The 17471-nt window shown below is 65.8% G+C and carries 7 protein-coding genes; all 7 read right to left on the bottom strand.

The features are described from left to right. Window positions 1–22: 22 nt before the first annotated feature. The 7 genes from GAK38_RS02045 to GAK38_RS02015 all read right to left on the bottom strand — a co-directional run bounded on the left by GAK38_RS02045 (window position 23) and on the right by GAK38_RS02015 (window position 17452). Entirely contained in the window at window positions 23–2734 is a 2712-nt protein-coding gene (locus GAK38_RS02045; RefSeq protein WP_325341010.1) for a hypothetical protein, read from the bottom strand. 1 nt (window position 2735) lies between these two features. Continuing rightward, the gene (locus GAK38_RS02040) at window positions 2736–3641 is read right to left on the bottom strand and encodes a hypothetical protein (protein WP_325341008.1); all 906 of its coding nucleotides are present in this window, start codon (window positions 3639–3641) and stop codon (window positions 2736–2738) included. Between the two features lie 3 nt (window positions 3642–3644). After that, a complete protein-coding gene (locus tag GAK38_RS02035) occupies window positions 3645–5222 on the bottom strand; it encodes a hypothetical protein (RefSeq protein WP_325341006.1) in 1578 nt (525 codons plus the stop codon). Between the two features lie 100 nt (window positions 5223–5322). Next, window positions 5323–5736 carry a hypothetical protein gene (locus GAK38_RS02030; protein ID WP_325341004.1) on the bottom strand — a complete coding sequence of 138 codons (414 nt, stop codon included), beginning with the start codon at window positions 5734–5736 and terminating at the stop codon, window positions 5323–5325. Window positions 5737–5747: 11 nt separating this feature from the next. After that, window positions 5748–11849, bottom strand: a complete 6102-nt coding sequence (locus GAK38_RS02025) for an Eco57I restriction-modification methylase domain-containing protein (RefSeq protein ID WP_325341002.1) — start codon at window positions 11847–11849, stop codon at window positions 5748–5750. Between the two features lie 130 nt (window positions 11850–11979). After that, a complete protein-coding gene (locus tag GAK38_RS02020; RefSeq protein ID WP_325341000.1) occupies window positions 11980–12123 on the bottom strand; it encodes a hypothetical protein in 144 nt (47 codons plus the stop codon). Between the two features lie 13 nt (window positions 12124–12136). Then, window positions 12137–17452: a hypothetical protein gene (locus GAK38_RS02015; RefSeq protein ID WP_325340998.1), complete on the bottom strand. Its 5316-nt coding sequence runs from the start codon at window positions 17450–17452 to the stop codon at window positions 12137–12139. Window positions 17453–17471 lie beyond the last annotated feature (19 nt).

Here is a 17471-nt window from a genome sequence, read left to right as displayed (position 1 = left end):
GGGTTGCGCAGTGCTGTTCATTTCATGCACTCAATCCGCCCGTGGCGACGTGGGCGATGCCCCGGTCGCGCACGTCCTGTCCAACATCCGGCGACGGCATGGATACCTGGATGGGCTTGCCGGAATCGTTGGACGCCATCGGCACCGTCACCGGCGGGGCCTCGGGCACGGACGGCACGCTGGGCGCCGACGGCACCACCGGCGCGCTGGCGCTCGCCACCACCGGCGCGGCGGGCGCGGCCACCGATGCGATGGACGGGCGCGCGGGCGCGGCGGGCGTCGCCGGGGCACCATCGGGGCCGGCGAATGCCTTGGCGTAGATGTTGCCGGCGGCCAGGTCATTCTTGTATTTCAGGGCCGACGTGCCGTTGGCGTCGGATGGGCCGGATTCGCCGCGTGCAGCCTGCGCCGCGCCGCCCTCGCCGGCGATATGGCGGGCCTTCAGGATCCCGGCGATTTCGTCCTGGCTCATGCCCTCCTTGATGACGCCACGCGCCAGCAGGCGGGCATAGGACTTGTCGGAGTTGGTCTTGAAAGCGGAATCCTGGGCGTCGGCGCTGCCCAGGTACTTGTCGTAGCTCATGCCGCCGTTCCAGTTGTCGGCGTTCTTCAGGAACTTCGACATGCCGCCGGCCTGACCCCACTTGTATTCGTTGCTGAAGCCGTCAGCCTTCATGACGGCCTGCACCGCTGCGCTGCCGCCCTTGATGAGGCCCGCATCCGCCAGCCAGCCCGCGCCGGCCTGGTAGCGGCCCATGTAACCGGCGGAATTCACCACGTCGAGCTTGCCGCCGGCGCTCTCGGTCGCGGCGGTGGATGCCACCAGCGCGCGCGTGTGGGCATCGTCCAGCCCGGCGATGTTGCCCTGCTTGTAATCGGCCCCGGTTTCCATCGCGCGGCGCGCCGCGATGCGGTCTTTCAGGCCCTGCGGCACCATACTGGCGGCGAAGTCCTTGGTGCCGCTCCACGCGCTGCCGGCGGCGTTCTTCGTGGCGTTCCATGCGGTACTCGCTCCGGACTGGACAGCATCGGCAGCCTTTCCGCCCAGTTCGACGGCGCCATCCTTCACCGCGCCTGCCACCTCAGCGATCTTGCGCGCGCCTGCCTCGGCGGCCTTGATGGCAGGGCCGATACCGGGCAAGGACTTCAGCCCTTCGTAGGCCGACGCGAACGCGCCGGACACGGATTCCCAGCCAGCCTTCGCGGTATCGACAAAGCCGCCCCAGGCTTTCTTGATGGTGTCGCCCACGGCGGCGAACGCGGTCATGGTGGCGTCCCATCCCTTTTGCAGGGAGCCAACCACCGAATCCCAGCCGGACTTCACCCAGTCGAAGGTGCCCAGCGCCGTGACTTTGACCTCGTTCCAGGCGTTGCCGATCATGCCGGGGATGTCGGCGGCGCGCAGGTCATTGACCCAGCCGCCTACGGTGTCCCCGAGAATCTTCCCAGCGTCGTCGCCCAGGAACATGCCCACGGCACCGCCGATAGCGCCGCCAATGGCCGTGCCGATGCCAGGGAAGATGAGCGTGCCCAGCGCCGCACCGCCAGCCGCACCGGCGGCCATGCCGGCCATCGAGCCGGCGAACCCGCCGACGGCGGCCCCGGTCTTCTTGTCCTTCTCGCGCCGCGACAGGGTGTCATCGGATTCCGACGAATACACATCCGCCGCCGCGCCGGCGCCGGCCAGCAGCGCCCCCAGAATCGGGACACGCTTCAGCAACCCGCCCATCTTGGAGAGCGCGCCGCCCTCCTTCAGCAGGCCGCCGGCCTTGCCCAACAGCCCGGCCTCTTTCGCGGCCCCGCTGGCTGCGGCGGCTTCTTTGCCCCCGAAGCCCAGCAGGCGGCCCGCGCCCTTGAGCAGGCCACCGCCCGCTCCCAGCAGTCCGCCCACAACCGGGATGCGCGTCAGCGCGCGGCCAAGGCCGCCGAACAGGCCGCCCAGCAGGCCAGACCCGCCCTTCGCACCGTCGTCCGGCTTTTCCTCGATGTTCTTCAGGCTCTTGTTGGCCGCCTTGTTGAAGGTCGTTTCGTCCTTGCGGAAGCCGGTCAGCGAAGTCCAGATGCGGCGCAGCCAGCCTTCCTGCCGCTTCTCGCGGCTGCCGCCGGTCAGCAGTTCGTAGCCGCGCGCCATCGGGCGCGCCACCTCGTTCATGGCCTTTACGGCAGGGTCGGCTTCCTCCATTCCGCTACCGGATTCCCTGATGGCCCCGGCGATGCGGTCGGAGACGCCGCGCAGAGCGCCGGTTTCTTCTCCGTCTCCGCCGCCGCCATTGCCGCCCCCAGAACCGGGCGCACCAGAGCCGCCGCGCCCCTCACCACGCACGAAGCGCCCGCGCCCATCGCGCGATACCGGCTTGGCGATGGCGCGCTGCGTGGCCTGGCTGGCCGCGCGCACTGCGGCCACCGCCTGCCCGGCAACTTCTACCGCCTGGGCGTCGCGTCGGATTGCGCTGGCGCTGGCCCCGCCGGTCTGCGGCGTGGCGGTCTTGCGCAGCAGCGCCGGGATCTGGCTGGAACTGCGGGGAGTGCTCGGGGCGGGCGCCATCGGGCGCGCCACCTCGTTGCTGGTCTTGTCGGCGCGGCCAGGTCGCGCTGACCCGCCGGACGTGCCGCTGGTCAGCGCGCGCCGGATAGCGCGCACATCGTCGTGGATGTCATCCCAGACCTTGAGCGCGCGCCCGATGTCGATGGGGTCGCCGGTCAGGAAGCCTTGTGCGTCGTGCTTGAGCGCCATGCTACGGCCTCATAAAGGTGTCGAGTTGGGAGAAGGACATTTGCACCTCTTCCAGCCCGTCCTCGCGGCGGGACAGGCTCACGGCCATGTTGGCCGGGCGGAACATGCCGATGTCCTCGTATCCACCCCGGTTGCTGCCACGGGTGATGAAGGCATGGACTACCTTGATGGTGATGGCGTAGCTGTCCGGCACTCCCACCGTACCGTCGCGGGCGGCCGCCGTGCCGTGGTGCGCGGCAAACCACCGCTTGAGCGTGCCTTGCTGGTCGTCGATGGTCGTCAGGCGCAACTCCACCGGCTCCGCGCCCTGCACGGCGTCGATGACGGCACCGCCGACGCGGCGCTTCTCGCCGGCGATGATGAAAGGCTCGTATTCGACCTCGGTTGCGAAGAGGTTGAACCGCTGCGACATATCGCCGTTGAGACGGCTCGAAACCTCGATCAGCCAGAGGTTCTTCTTCGCCAGCTTCTGGCCGCGCATGTCGTCGTAGATGTTGCGCGCCTCGGTCGGGCTGATGCCGCCGAACAGCGGCGTGGGCGAGCCCCAATACATGGTCTGCGAGGCGACGCCGCCCATGCCGGGCAGCAGGTCGTTCAGCAGGCCGGAATCCAGCAGGCGCATCCCGGCGTCTTCCCAGTTGCCTTGCAGGACATCGCCCAGGGCGCCACCGCCCACGTTAATCATGCGCTGGGCCTGAAGCGGGACGTACTTATTGACCAGGTTCATGGCGGCGTTCGACGCCATGCTCTGGCCCATGCTGGTTACGGTCTTCGCCAGCTTGCCGCCGCCCAAGGCATCGGATGCCGCGCTGCCGGCGCTGCCCAGCACGGAGTTCAGGCCCGACTTGATGGAACCGAACAGGCCGTTGCTGGAAAGGCTCTCCGCGATGTTGTTGTAGAGGGACATGGGTTAGCCCCTCATGCCACCGAATCCGCCGCCGCCCATGCCGCCGTCGTCCTCGGGCGGCTTCGCATCGACGACGCTGGCGTAGAGCTTGGCCTGGTCTTCGTCAAGCATCATGGTCTTCACGAGGAATTCGGTCATCACCTCCTTGCTCGCGCCCAGCTCCTTCATCATCTGCATGGCCTGGGCCAGCAGCATTCCCGCATTCATCGAATCGGAGCGCGTGCGCTGCTTCTCGGCTTCCAGGGCCGAAATAGACCCGAAGAAGTTGATCGTCCAGGGGCGTTCCTTTGGGTCGAACACCACGCCGTAGCGGCGCATGGTGTGGATGTCGATGACGTGGTTGAAGAAGTCGGCCAGCGCCACGCGGATGATGCGCGCTCGCTCGGCAGCCTGGGCGGACACGCGGAAGAAGCCGCCTTCACCCAAGCCGCCGGAAAGCTGGTCAGCGAAACCCAGCATGGACAAATCGACGCCCAGCGCGCCGGCCAGCATCCGGGCGTGCAGCATCACGTCCTCGATGCTGATGGTCGCAGCGCGGCCAGGTGCGCCGCCGTTCGCCGGCCCCACCGTGGAAAGCTGCTTTTCGTTGAAAACCGGGATGATGTGGCGGATCCGCTCCATGACCGGGCGGCCAGTTTTCACGGCCTGCTCGGCGTAGGCTTTCGACGCCATGAGCATAGCCTTGACCGATTCGACGAACCGCTGTTGCTGATCGAGGTTCATGGATTCCAAATTGACCGCCACCATCTGCTCGTCAATCGAATCCATCCACCGCTGCCCGACCAAGCCCAGCAGGGACGCCGTGAGATTGTCGTAAGGCCCTTCGGCGCTGTAGAGCAGAGAGCCGCCGACCATGCTGGGCATGATGGGCAGGCTGTCGATGTCGTCCTCGGAGATTGCCAGGCGCACCGCCTTTTCGACGACGCCGTACTGCGGCACCCACTGGACACGCGGCATCTTCAAGCGGGCCATCTGTGACACGTCAAGGCGCTCAAATCCCTTCTCGCCGGTATAGACCGCGAAACCCACCGTGCGGCTGCCGCGCTCGAACGGCTGCACCATCGGCGGGCGGATCGTTTCGTCCATGTGGATGTCCACCACGCCGCGCGAGTTCGTGTAGAGGCGCGCGTAGGAATCCCCGAATGCACCGCCGATGTAAGCCGCCTGGAAGGCCGTCTTGTTGAAGAGCGGCGCCAACTCGGCGGCGATGTCATCGACGATGGCTGAAAGGCGCTTGTCCTTCTTCGTCTCGGACTTCTTTTCGACGAAAACGAGGTCGCCGTTGGTTTCGTGCCCACCAAGGGCCGAAGTGACCAGCAGCATGAGAGCCGTCGAAATGATGGGGTCGCCCTCCATCATCGACCACTTTTCGTAGATGATTTGCCGCGCCCGCGCGCCCTTGCTGCCGGAACCCAGAAGCGATGCAATGGTGGTCGTTCCGGCCCCGTACATGAAGGCATCGGAAGCCGTGATCTGCTGCGCCGGCGCGATGTGCGACGATGCCCACCGCTTGCGGGACAGGCCAAGCCGGGCCAGGAAGCCGGGCTTGGGCGGAACGGGGGTGTTGGAAATATCGGCCATGCGGCAAGGGTAGGATGCCCCGCCGTGCCACTATCGGCCTGTTTTCCGCCTCACGATAAAGGACGCGCAATGGCGGGCAACCGCCGCGCCATGAGAAGGGTTACTGCGTCGGAAACTCCATGTCCTTGTCGAACAGGGTGTAGAAGTCCGGGCTGTCGGCGTCGAGCAGGAACTGGTTGCTGTAGATGATGTTCGACGCCAGGTAGGCCGCGCGGAACTCGTCGGCCATGATGAGGGTTTCCTCGCCGCTTTCGCCCTGGTAGGCCCGCTTGATGAGCGGGTCGCTCTGGTCGCCCAGATCGAACCCACCCGCCTTCAGCTCGTCCTTCAGCGCCCACCAGTACGGGCCATAGTCGCGGTAGCGGCGCGGGTCTTTCTGCAACCGCTCCGCCACCACGCCCAGCCCGAAGCCCAGCAGGTTCGAGAAACCCCGGTTCGCGCGCAGTCCCGCAGCGCGCTCCGTCACCAGAGCCTTGATGGTGTTCTTGTCGAACTTGTATTCGGTATAGGCCATGATGTTTCCCTTCAGATTTCACGGGTGGCGGGGGCGAGCTCCAATTGTTCCTGCGCCTTCGGGTAGGTCTTGATGAGGTATTCCCACGTCGAACGATACACGTTCCACGTCAGGGCGTCTCCGTCCCACTTGAATTTGCCGCTCCCGGCCACGCCGGCGCACTGCTTGATGGTTTCCTTCCAGGCACGGGTGTTGCCCTTGATGCCCACCACGTCGTTCGGCAGGTCGCCTTTGGGCTGGCCGCCCGTCACCACCTTGCGCACAGCTTCCTCGATGGCGCACTTGAACTGGTACGGCAGATAGTCGCTGGCCGGATCCTTCGCCTGCCAGTCGAACCACGGCGCCGCCGCGCGCATGAAGGCGGAAGCCTGCTCGATGATTTCCGGCTCGCTCTCCCCGGTCAGCGCAGCCTTCAGGGCATCCAGCGAGACATTGCTCTCGATCTCGTTCTGCACCCACATATCGAAGTTGTCGAAGTCCGCGATGGTCAGCTTCAGGCCGTTCGCCGTGGCGAACTCGCGCATGGCCGCGCGGCGCTTGTCGCCACTGTTGCCATAGCCGCCGGCGATGCGCTCCACCGCCGTATCGCTCGGCACCACGAAATGCCCATCGCTGTTGAACGACCGGATGATGGCCTTCTGGCTGTCGAAGATGCGCTGCATGACCGGCGTCTTGCCGGCTTCTTCCGCGTCGATGACGTATGGGAAGAATGGCTGCGGCAACAGGTATCCAAGCGTGTTGTACGCCACAAGCGCCTCGCTCTTGCGGCGCTGCGCCACCTCGGGCACGACCTCGTTGAAGCCGTTTTCAATGGTTCCGCCGCCATTCACCTTGTCCTCGATTTTGGCGGCGTCGGTGATGCAGGCATCGTAGTCGGCGGTGCCGCGATAGACCCACTCGCCGGCGAGCACGTCCTGGGTGTTGGCCGCCAGCGGCTGGCCGTTGAGCATCCGCCCGAAGGCGCGCGGGACGCCCTTAACCAGGGACAGCACGGCCAGCCCGCCCTTCACGCGGACGAAGGTGCCGTCCAGCAGCGGCTTCCCGTTGTAGATGATGCCGTTGCCGGCGGCGATGTCCTCGGCCACGCCCGCCGGGTAACCGCCGGATTCCTCGGCCTGGCGCGCGAAGTTGGTCTTGGATTCCGCGATCATGGACTGGGCCATATCCACTTCGGCCTGCCATTCGTTGGTGATGGGGCCGCCCTCGGTCGCCTCGATGGCGAACGCCGGATAGGTGCGGCCCCGCAGCATGGATTCGATGTCGTCGTCCTTCTGCTTCCTCGGGTTGCTGCGCAGTGCAGAGAAGAAGGCGTCCAGCGTGGCCGCTTCCTTCACCTGGCCGCCGGCGCGCCACTCGGTGCGGAACAGGGTTGCCGATTCCTCGATCTGCCGGCGCAGGCCGCCCATGCTGGCGGTCAGCTCGGCCAGCAGGCTTTCGTTCTTGGCGACGGCGGTAGCCGTGGCCTTCGGGTTGCTGATGCGGTCGCGCAGGGTGGCGGCCTGCCGTTCCAGTTTCCAGAGGCCGATGACCTTGCGGATGATGAAGCTGTCCGCACTCTTGTTGTCGTTCAGGAAGGCATTTTGCTTGCGGATGGTGTCCAGGTTAATCATCTGGCGGTCGCGGTTATTGGCCGCGCGGGCCTGCGCCTCCTTGACTGCGATGGTTTCCTGCATCCGGCGCATGGCGTCGGCGTCGCCCACCACGTCGATCAGGGCTTCCATCTGCTCCTTCGACAGGCCGCCGGTGACGGCCACGCTGCCGGTGCCGTTCACGTCCATTACCTGGCCGATCCAGTCCGCCTTCTTGTTCACCATCGAACGCTTGCTGGTGTCGAAGGTGCCGTCGGCATCGTAGTAGTAGAGGCTCACGCGCTGGGTCTTGTTGCCCTGGCGCACGCCGCGCCCGTTGCGCTGTTCCAGGCTGTCCGGCGTCCAGCCGATGGTCAGGTGGTGGATTGCCTGCGTGCCCTTCTGAAGGTTGATGCCCACCTCGGCCTTCTCGTTGGCGATGACGGTCTGGTACTTGTTGTCCTCGCCGGCGGCGTTGAAGCCGTCCTGCACCGCAAGAATCTCGTCGGGCGAGTTGTTCGTGCGGCCCGTGATGACGGCGATAGCAGCGGACGGGATACCGGCGCGACGGGTCAGCAGGCGCTTGATCTTGTTGTGCAGCGGGAGAATGTCGCAGAACACGATTTGCTTGACGATGGACGCCGTAGCGCCGTTCTCGTCGATGCCGCGCGGGCTGGCCTGCTCGTGCTGGAAGTTTTCGAGCATGGCGGCCAGCTTCGGCGGCACGGAAACGTCGAGGTCGAGGCCCAGCTTTTCGGCGATGGCCTCGAAGGCGCTCTGCGTGTCGGGGTCGATGGTGTCGATCACCACGCGGTTTCCGTCGATGACCTTGGCCTGCACCTGAATCTTCAGCAGTTCTGTTTCCTGGCCGGCGGCGTCCTTGATGGTGCGGTGTCCGACGATGGCCTTCTCGTCGGTCATGGGGCCGGGCCGGGGGCGTTCCTCGATGAACTTCTTGCCGTTGAACTGGGCGATGGCGTCCTTGGCCTTGGCGGCCTGGGTCTGGATGAAGCTGTAGAAGGTGGCGCGCTGGTCGAGCTCGGGATCCGCAATCAGCAGCGTCATCTTGTTGATGAGATTGAAGGGGTGCCCGATGAGGTTCAATTCCTCACCGAAGTGCTCCGCCACCTGGTCGTAGGCGGCTTGGTCGCCACGGTTCGGCGACTTCTCGGAAATGAGGTCGATGGCCCAGCGGAACGCGCCCTTGTAGAGCTTCAGGCGATCCACGATGTCCGGCGGCAACGTTACCGGCGTGGCCTTCTCTTCGCGGTCGGGAACCACGATTTGCTCGCCCACGTCCTCGGCGCTCTTGATGGTGGCCACCTCGCCGATGGCCTTGCGCAGCACGCCCACGTTGTTCAGGCCCACGAACACGTCGGTGGTGCGCGCCACGCCGTCCATCGTCACGTCGTCCTGGTTCTCCTTGGCGCACATCATTTCCATGAAGTTGTCGGCGCCCCGGATGCCCAGGCACATATCATTGACGCGCTCGTGGCCGGCGGCCAGAGACAGCATCGCATACATTTCCAGCGGGCTATTGGTGATCGGCGTGGCCGTCAGCATGAGCACGCCGTCCTTGCGCTCGGACTTGCCACGGATGAACCAGGCTTTGGCCTGCGCGTCGATACCGCGCCGGGACGCCGGCGACAAGGACAGGAACTTGGCGCTCTTGAAGTCCACCGTCTGGGCGGAGTTCTTGAAGACATGGGCCTCGTCGAATACCACGCTGTCGATGCCCATGTCTTCGAGGTACGGCGCGCCGCCACGCTTGTCCGACAGGACGGCCAGCAGGCCCGCCTGCTTTCCCTTGGCGCGCTCGTCCTCCTTCTTGTCCATGCTCTCGGCGAAGCTGGCGTCAGCCTGGCGCATGAACGCCTCGTAGGCGCTGATGGTGTCGTCGCGCAGACGGATCCGCTCGAAGGCTTCGAGGGTCATAAAAATCTTGCTGTGGCGGTTCTCCATCACCGCCGTCAGGTCGGCGTCGAAGTTGGACGAACTGACGGTCGCCTTGCCGTCCTTGCCCACGCGCAGGCCGATGAACAGGCAATCATCGGTGCTGGCATAGGCGCGCGAGGCTTCCTTGCGCCAGTTCGACAGCACGGAGTTGGGCACGACGAAGGCCGTCTTGGCCTTGACGCCGATGCTCTGGGCGTACTGGGTCGCGGCCAGCGCCGTGAAGGTCTTGCCCAAGCCCACACCGAAACCATTGATGCCGCCGAACTCGCGGCTGGTCTTGCGCACGTAGGCGTTCTGGTAGCCGTGCAGGGTCAGGTCGGCGTTCATGCCGGGAATCGGCATCGGGGCCTCGTCCTCCACCTGCCGGAAGCGCAGCTTCGCCGGGTCGGATGCGATGGCTTCCAGCCGGGCCACGATGGCGCGGTTGCCGCGCACCCAGCCGTTGAACTGCTCGTTGGCGGTATTCACCATGCGGCGCAGCTCTTGCAGGGCCTTGGCGTCCTCCATGCCCAGCTTGACGCCGCCCAGGGTGATCGTGCCGTTCTTCAGGTAGTCGCCGATGCGGTTCAGCAGCTTTTCGCGGTCGGTGAGATTGCTCCCCGGCACGTCGATGTCCACGCGCTTCTCGCCCGTGCGCTCGTCGTAGATGACGGCGGCGGACGGATGCACGAAGCGGCGCAGGAAGTCGGCTTTCTCTTCCAGGGAGACGTGCGGGCTGAACAGGTTGAAGGTCAGCTTCGACACATCCACCTTGTCGATGCGGGCGGCGGCGTCCATCTTCTGGCGCAGCAGCTTGGCCCGCACTTCCTCGGTGGCCGCGCTGGCGATGTCGGCATCCACGCGCGTCAGGAAGTCGGCGTAGTTGCCCACGTAGTAATCGTCCGCGCGCGTGACGCTCTTGCCGTCCGGCGACAGGCACCAAGCCGGGTCGGCGTGCGGGTCGAAGCCCTCGCCGTAGATGGCCTTGGCGTCGTCCAGCCCGGCCCAGATGGATTTCGTCTTGTAGCGCAAGCCCGCGAAGGTGGAATCCGCCGTGGTTTCGACGCTCGGGGCTGCCTGCTGCACGTCGCCGCGCCAGACTGCCGAAAATCCGGTCTTCTTCTGGTAGTGGTTGCCGATGGTCAGCAGGCCGTCGCGCAGCTTTCCGCCCAGCGCCGACGGGCGCTTCTTGGCGACGCCGGCGACGCGCTGCATGGCGTCGGACAGGGCCGGATACTCGGCCAAGAAATTGACGCCGGTTTCCTCGCCAAGACGTTCTTGCAGCACCTGGGCGGCAGCCATGCCGACGATGCCGGCATTCCAGAACTGGGCGCGGTCGCCGTCGGTCTTCAGGCGGCGAATCTCGGCCATTGCGCCGCGCAGCCAGTCGGGGATGTCCAGCGACTGCGAGTTTTCCACCATGTAATCGACGCATTTTTCAGCGTCCGGCCAGGTGGCGCCAGCCTCGAAGGCGGCGTAAGGGTCTTGCATCTTGCCCACGAGGTCGGCCATGCTGGCGCTGTCCTCGCTGCGCGCCATCGGAACCCAGCGGCCGTCCTGCATTTGCAGGGTCTGCCCGGCCTGGGTGATGGTGTCGCCGTCGCGGTAGATGATGGGCGTGGTTTCAGCCTCGCCCAGCACGTCCCAATTCACGCGCGAATCGGGGAAGCGTTTGAGCATCCGCGCGATTTCGCTGATGGGGGCCTTGGTGATGACGCGATCCACGTCGCGGAACTTGGCCGGGTCTTTGCGAACGAACTCGCCCAGCACGAACCGCTTGCCCTCGCCGTCGAAGTAGCGGCCCTCGATGAAGGGCTGCCACTGCACGTTCGCCTCGATCAGCACCTTGGGGGACTGCTCGAGCAGCTCGGCGATTTTGTCCAGGGTGTCGCGGCTGTATTTACGGAACGCGATCACGTCCGTCATGGTGCCCGCGCTGGCCGTGCCGAATACGGCATTGGGGAGCCGGTAGGCGCCCAAGAACTCGGCCACGTAGCTGGCCTTGACGCGCAACTCTTCTTCTTTTCCGCCCTTGCCGGAGACGCAGCGCGGCGGCGTGATGAACACGGCCAGGCCGCCCGGCTTCAGCTTTTCCAGTGAGCGCAGGATGAAGTAGTTTTGCAGCGGTTTCTTCTGGTAGCGGCTGTCCAGCAATTGGTTCCCGCCGCGGTCAGCGACACCGCCGAAGGGGACATTCGTCACCACCGCGTCGTACTGCTCGTCCGGCGTGGCTGCGGCCACCTTCTCGAACGGGGAAACCGTCGCGGTGTAGCCGGGGCCGTCATTCACCAGGCCGTTGATGCGGCCCGACGTTTCATTCAGCTCCACCGCATCGATAGCGGCAGACAGGGGCGCGGTCGCGCCGAAGACGCCCACGCCAGCGCACGGGTCGAGCACCTTGCCGCCCGAGAAGCCCAGCTCGCCCATGAGCTCCCAGACGCCCTCTGCGATGGGCTTGGGGGTGTAATACTCGTAGGCGCTGCCCTTCTTGCCGTCGGCGCCGATGAGCGCGCCTCCGGTGCCGGAATACTTCGCCAGCACCAGCTTTTCTTCCGGCGTCAGGCGCGCCGCATCCACCTCGCCAGCGTCGATGCGACGGAGCAAAGCCATCGCAGCGGTGTTGTCCTTCTTGCGCTGGGCCGGCTTGCGGTTCGGGTCGAACTCGTAATACTGGGCCGTCTGGTTACGCGGCGCGGGCGGGGCGTCATCGCCGGCGACGGCATCCGGCGGCGCGGCGGCTTCAGCCTGGGCGGTAGCGCCCCCCCGTGGCCGTTTGGCCTGCGCCCAGTTCGACGCGGATCTGGTTCGCGCGCGCGGCCAGCTTCAGGCGCGCCAGCACGCCGCCTTTTCCCACGGCGCTATCGAAGGCGATACGGTTCAGCATGTCTTTCTTCCCTTCAGGAGAGGTTGGCGGTAGCGGCCAGCATGGCGTTCTGGTAGGCGGACACAGCCTGCTCGAACAGGGTCACAAGCGCAGGGTCGCCTTGGTTGCGGTTGAAGGCGGCTTCCAGCGTGTCGGCGAGGTCAGGGGCCAGAATGTCGGGCACCGTGCCGTCGATGACGGACTGGAACAGCGCGCGATCAACTTCCTTCTGGTCAGCCGCCGCCGTCTTGTCGGGATAGGTGCCGTCCCAGACCTCGTAGCTGAAGTTGGTCAGGTCGGCGTTGAGCGCGAAGCGTGCGTAGCCGAAGTCCACCACGGACAGCTCGCGGCGCTGGTCGCCCTTGCGCACCTGCACCTTCGAGAAGGCCACGAACTTGAAACCGGCAATCTCGCCGAACTTCGGAGCGGTCGATTCCTGGTAGTTCGCGGATGCGGTCACGAAGTCGGCGATGCTTTCCTGCGTCTCCACCGCCTCGATCATCCACTCCCCGCCGTTGTAGTCGGGGTCGTAGAGCTCGTTGTTGGTGGCGGCGGCGAAGGTGCGCAGAGCCTGGGCGGCGTCGCTGGTAGGCGCAGCAGCGGCAGGCGTCGCTTCCGGGGTTGCGGCCTGCTGGGGCTGCTCTTCGGCGGCAGTCTTGCCGCGAATTTGCCCGATGGTCTTGGGGTTGAAGTGAAAGTCCAGTTCCACGCCGGCCTCCGTGAGTTCAATGATGCTGATGTAGCCCAGCTCGCCGCCGTCACCGTACAGGTCGGCCAAGCCGAAGGCTTGCTCGGTGCCGTGACCTTCCATGTCCTTCTCGGTGATGCACCAGTCGCCCGCACCACGGAAGTAGTGCAGGTGCGCCACAGCCTCGTCGCCCTTGCCGTCCTGGTCATAGGTCTTCGGCATGGCGGCGATGACGCCGGCCAGCTCCTTCATCTTGTCCGCGAAGAACTGCCATTCCTCGCCCATCAGTCCGGCGATGACGGCCTTGTTTTGGGCTTCCGACATCCAGCGGTTCATGCCGGTATCGGTCAGCACCTTGAGCGCGTCCATGCGGTCTTTTGCCGGGCCGACGAATGCGGCGGGCGATTCTTCAGCGACGAACAGGGCTTCCACCATTTCCGGGGCGTCATCCTCGGAATACATGAACGGGCGCCCCTCGTTGCCCTTCACACGCTCGTCGCCGGCCTCGCCGACATACACCATCGCCTTGCCGTCGTCGCCGATGTTGATGCGGCCCAGCACCTGGTCGCCCTTCTTGACCTTGCCCACGTAGCCGTCGTCATCCACGCCGTCCAGGGCGGGCGACTTCTCCGCCACGGCGCGCCCGGTCAGGTGGTCGCTGATGGTGCGGGCGTCGCGCGCGAAAGCGCCCATGCGCTCGGTTTCATCCTGGGTCATTTCCACGCCGGAGAGCGATGCGCCGAAGGACATCACGGAGCGCAGCGGCACGATGGCGCTATCGAAGGTGGCGATTTCACGCGCGCCATCCAACGCGGCGGCGAACTTCGCATCCGACGCCAGGAAGGCGCTGAAGTCGTTAAGCAAGGACTTGGTGGCCGCGATGGCGCGCACCTCGGTTTCCACCTCAAAACCGGCGGCGCTGTCCAGGGCCGTCTCCACGTCGAACGTGGCTCCGGCTTCGGCTTCGTCCGGCTCGTAGTCGCCCTCGGTCAGGATGGCGATGGCTTCCTCGATGCTGGCCGCTACCTCGGCTTCGAGGTCGGCTTGCTCGGTGTTCCCCTCGCTGCGGTTGATGGGCTCATTGTTCTTCACCACATCCAGCGCCTGTTGCAGGGCTGCGACGGCATGGCCGGTGTCGTCGAGCGCCGCGACAAGATCCCGGCCCTCGTTGGTCAGCCAGTTGAAGCCGCCGCCGCGTTCGACGTAGCCACGCTCCACCAGCGAATCGCGGGATGCCTTGGACGGCACGTCGCCGTCCTCGATCTTGGGGTTCTTCTTCATGACGCGCAGCGTGTCGAACTCGCCGCCGTCAAACTGCTCACCGGCGACGGTATGCACGGAATCCATCGCGGCGCCAGCGAACTCGCCCCACTCGATTTCGGCACCGTGGCGCTTGGCGGCCTCGTCCATGCCCTTCGCGGTCACGAACGGCGAGTAGTCGCCCTTCAGCACGGATTCCGACAGCCAGAGCTTGAACTCGTCGGTAGCACTGGTGAAGCGGTAGGCTTCATCGACGGCGGCGATTTTCTCGGCGTCGGTCTTCTCGGTCTGCGGCTCCGCCACGCCCAGCGATTCCAGTGCCTGGCGCAGCCCGCCAAAGGCCAGCGCGGCTTTCAGGAAGCCGTTGAAGTTCTTGCTCTTCAGACCCGTGATGCGGTCGCCCTTGCGGACGTAGTACGAGGTCGCGGCGCCGCGCTTGCGTGCCACCACCTCGCCGAAGCCCTGCTCGAAGAGCGATTTCACGAAGTCCTGCCCGTTGCTCACGGTGCCGTCGGTCGTGCGCACGCTGATGGAAGTCAGCCCGTTCCATGCCCACTTCAGGTTATCGTCGCGGCGCTTGGCCTCTTGGGCCTCGCTGCGCTGCGCTTCAAGTTCGGCGCGCTTCTCGGCGGTGATGCCCGCCCATTCGTCGATCTGCGGGCGGCGGTCGCGCTGGGTCTTCGCCAGCTTGATGCCCGTGGCGCGCTCGAAAATCTCGGCGCTGGACTTGTTGTCGAGGTTGCTCAAGATGCTCCACGCCAGCGCGGCGTCCTTCGCCTCGATGGCGGCGACGATTTGCGGGGTCTGACTGCCGGTGTCGATGCCGGCCTTGTGGAATACGGCGGCAGCCACGTCGGCGAGCGGCGTTTCGGGGGTCAGCGCGGCAACTTCCGACGTACCCTTGGCGATCAGGCGTTCCTTGGCGATGGACTGAATCCGGTCGCGCGCGGAAGCGGCAGCATCCAGGGCGGTGCTCCACGCGGCGAAACCGTGGTCTTCGCGCAAGCTGGAAAGGCGTTCGTCCCAGGTCTTGATGCCGCCAGCTTCCAGCGCCTGCGACGCCTTGCCGATGATGTCGTACTGGCCGGTGCGCGACGCGACGCCCAGCTTGTCGAGCTCGGCGCGCATGGTCTGGGTGTCGATGATGCCGTCCCAATTCACCGCAGCGACGGCGGCATTGAGCACTGCGGCAGCGGCGGCGAACGACTGCACGTAGGCGTCGATCAGCTTCTGGGCGTCGTCCTGCTGGCCGGCGGCCTTGCCAAAAAGGATGTCCTCGCCCTTTACCAGCTTGAGCTTGGCGCGCACGTCATCCACGGTCAGAGACTTACCGGCGAAGGCGTCTCCCATGCCGACGAACACATCGGAGCGCAACCATTCCACAATTTCGGTGGGCGCGCCCACCCGCTCGCGGCCCAGGGTGCCGTCCTTGACGTGCGCCAGGTAGGCTCCGCCCTGCTCGGTCAGCGTCAGGTAGTCGTTGCCGCGAGACTTGCCCAGCAGGTACACGGCGGCGTATTTCTCGCCGAAAGAGCCCTCCCACCACTTGGCCGACTTCTTGGCCTGCTCGGCAGCAGCTTTGTCCCTGCCAAGCTCCTTCAGCATGGCTTCGTCCTCTTCGGGCGTCGTCGCCGGGCTGGTGTCCTCGGCCACGGTGTAGCCGGCCTCGCGCAGTTGCGCGATGGTCGGTGCAGCATGGGCGGCCAGCACCTTGCCGCCTTCAGCGCCCGGCGTGGCGTTGATAGTGTTCCACGCCTTTTCGCCTTCCGGCGTGTTCGGGAAGAACGACGTGAAGAGGCCGTCGGCGCTGTTGCGATAGGTGATGTCGGGTTTCTGCTGCGCCTCCTTCGCGGCCTGTACGCGGCGCGCCACCTCGGCCATCGCCGCCGCATCCACCTGGGCGGCGTAGTCTTCCGGCGTCTTGGTCAGGTCGTCGTCGATGCCGTTCATGGCCCAGCCGGCGACGTTGCGGCCCGCGCCGACGTGCGTAAAGGTCGGCTGTACTTCGGCGTCGCCCTTGTAAAGGCGGGTATCGCTCGGCTCGCGGCCCTCCCAGCCCAGCGCGCGCAGGGCATTTCGGACGGCAACGATGCGGCCCTGGAAGAAGGCGTCGAGGCGGTCTTGCCAGTAGAGTTGCAGGGCTTCGTCGCCGCGCACCTTGGCGTAGCCCTCGGGCGTGGTCGGGTCGAACTCCGGCTTGCCCTCGGCGGCCACCTTCGCCACTTCGAGTTCATGCTGGGCGGTCGCCAGTTCGGTTTCCAGGGTGGCGATTTCTTCCTTCAGGGTCTGGATGTTCTGCATCCGGGCCGCGCGCGTGGCATTCACGCGCTGGAACGCCTCGCTGTTTTTCTCGGCCAGGCGCATGATGCGGCGCGCCACCTCGCGGATGTTCAGGTCGGCGCCGCGCTCCGGCGCGACGACGATGGTGATGTCCTTCTTGTTCAGCAGCCACTTCCACGAGATAACCTCATCCGCCGGCGCCATCTTGTTCGGCGTCACGTCGGGGTTGTGGAAGAAGATGGTCACGGTCTGGCCGTCGGACAGCTCGAAAATGGCCGCCACGTTGGCGACGCCGCGCTGCTTGAACGGGTCGGTGACTTGCAGGGCGATGGGCTTCACCTTGTCGCCGGTGCGCTCCATGCTGCCGCGCAGCAGTTCCATCCGGCGTTCCAGCTTGGCGTAGGGCGTCACCAGCGCGTCGAAGGCCAGCGCGCCCTCGGCGTCGTCGATGATTTCCTGGGCGGTCACAGCATCCAGAAGAAGGCCCTCGCCGCTGTCGGAGCGCCGGATGTCGTACAGCACCTTGTCCAAGGTGGTGTCGTAGGGCAGCGCGTCGGTGTTCCAGTGAGTTTTCTTCATGGTGTCAAGTCCTTCCTTGGGTAGGGTGTCGGCCCGAAGCGGGCTCTTCAGGTCGCCGTTGTCCAGCCACCACTTGAGTTGAGAAAGAGAAGCCGGGACGATGCTTTCCAGCCCGTCCCAGCCGCGTTCGTAGCTGTTCAAGTAGGCGGCGCGCGCCGATGCCAGGTCGGGAAAGGCGAGCATGACTTTGTGCTCGTCGAACTGGCCGCCGATGTTCTGATTGATGACGTAGGCCCGCTCCGACTCGGGTAGCGGGCCGATGAAGCAATCCACGCCGTCGCCGTCCGCGCCGGTTGTGCCGCCGATGTAGCCGTAGTGCGCCGCCATGCGGCTAGACCACGCCTTGCCAGTCTTTTCATCCACGCCGGAGCGCGTGCTTCCGCGCGGCTGCTCGATGGCAAGATTCAGGCCGTACAGGCTCACCCGCCCCACCTTGTAGCTGCCGGCACGGCACTGGGCTTCCGACGGTTCAGGCGTCAGGTTTTGGCCGAATGCGCCCTCGTGGGCGGCGCGCTCGATGAGGTGGAGAGGGGTATGGGACATGCAGGCATGGTATGGCCCG

Source organism: Xylophilus sp., assembly GCA_009914555.1.
Lineage (GTDB): Bacteria > Pseudomonadota > Gammaproteobacteria > Burkholderiales > Burkholderiaceae_C > WNDY01.
Note: the sequence above shows the minus strand (reverse complement) of the source record. Positions and strands in the feature narration are given on the sequence as shown.